The sequence below is a fragment of the Bacillus cereus genome (assembly GCF_002561295.1).
Lineage (GTDB): Bacteria > Bacillota > Bacilli > Bacillales > Bacillaceae_G > Bacillus_A > Bacillus_A cereus_S.
Window position 1 is genome coordinate 1 of record NZ_NTUG01000083.1, and the last position, 1,151, is coordinate 1,151.

Here is a 1,151-nt window from a genome sequence, read left to right on the forward strand (position 1 = left end):
GTTTCCTTTTCGAGACATACTCTGTACGATAGCTCTTGATTCAAGTGTACGGACATATTGTTTCATTTGGTAATGCCACCCTTGATCTGAATGCATCAATAGTTGGTGATTTTCAGGTAAACGTTCTAATGCTTTCTCTAACATTTCTGAAACAAGTGAATACGTCGGTCTAGAGCCAATTGTATAGGTAATAATTTCACCATTATACAAGTCTAATACAGGGGATAAATAAAGTTTCTCCCCAAACAATTTAAACTCTGTGATGTCTGTTACCCATTTTTGATTCGGTGCATCTGCATGAAAACTGCGCGCTAAAATATTGGGTGCAATTTTACCGAATTTCCCCTTATAAGACTTATATTTTTTCATACGCACAACACACTTTAATCCAAGCTCTTTCATAATGCGCTGAACCTTCTTGTGATTCACTTTCTGACCACGATTCGTTAACTCATCACGAATGCGACGGTAGCCATAACGACCTTCATTTTCTTTACTAAATCATAATACGTGCTTCGTGGAATATTAGCTAGCTTCACGAGTGCCTTCACCGAATATTTATGCCTTAATTCATAGACTACTTGCGCTTTGTCTTGTTTAGTGACTTTTCCTTGTTTTGAACTAAGGCATTCAACTTTTTTAAGTACTCATTTTCCATTTCAAGTTGTTTAATACGTGCTTCAAGTGCTTCGACTGACCCTTCAACTGGTGCTTGTTTTGATTGTTTATTTGATTCTTTTTTCATGGATGGACGCCCCTTTTTCTTTGATTGAAGGGCATCGATTCCTTGTGTTTCGAATTGTTTTTTCCAAACAATAATCGTTGAAGGGGCAGGAATGTTAAAGATAGCTGCCGTTTCAAATAAGGACGTACCGTTTTCAATCATAAAATTTAGTACGTCTAGTTTAAATTGTTGAGTGTAATTTGTACATCGTTTTAGAAAAGCTTCCACACCATTTTGCTTATATTGGTTTACCCAATTCAAAATGATTGTGCCACTTATACCGATCGCTCTACCCATTTCTCGATAACTTTCATTTCCGTTCAAATAACGTAGAACGATTTGTATTTTTTCATCAGCTGTAAATTTAGCCATAGAAAAACTGCACCTCCAATTGTTAGACTGTGTCTAACAATTGGGGTGCAGTTCA

General features: G+C 36.5%; 1 pseudogene. It reads right to left on the reverse strand.

From position 1 onward, the window contains the following. A pseudogene (locus CN373_RS24880) lies at positions 1-1,096 on the reverse strand (IS3 family transposase); the annotation flags it as partial. Between the last annotated feature and the right edge of the window lie 55 nt (positions 1,097-1,151).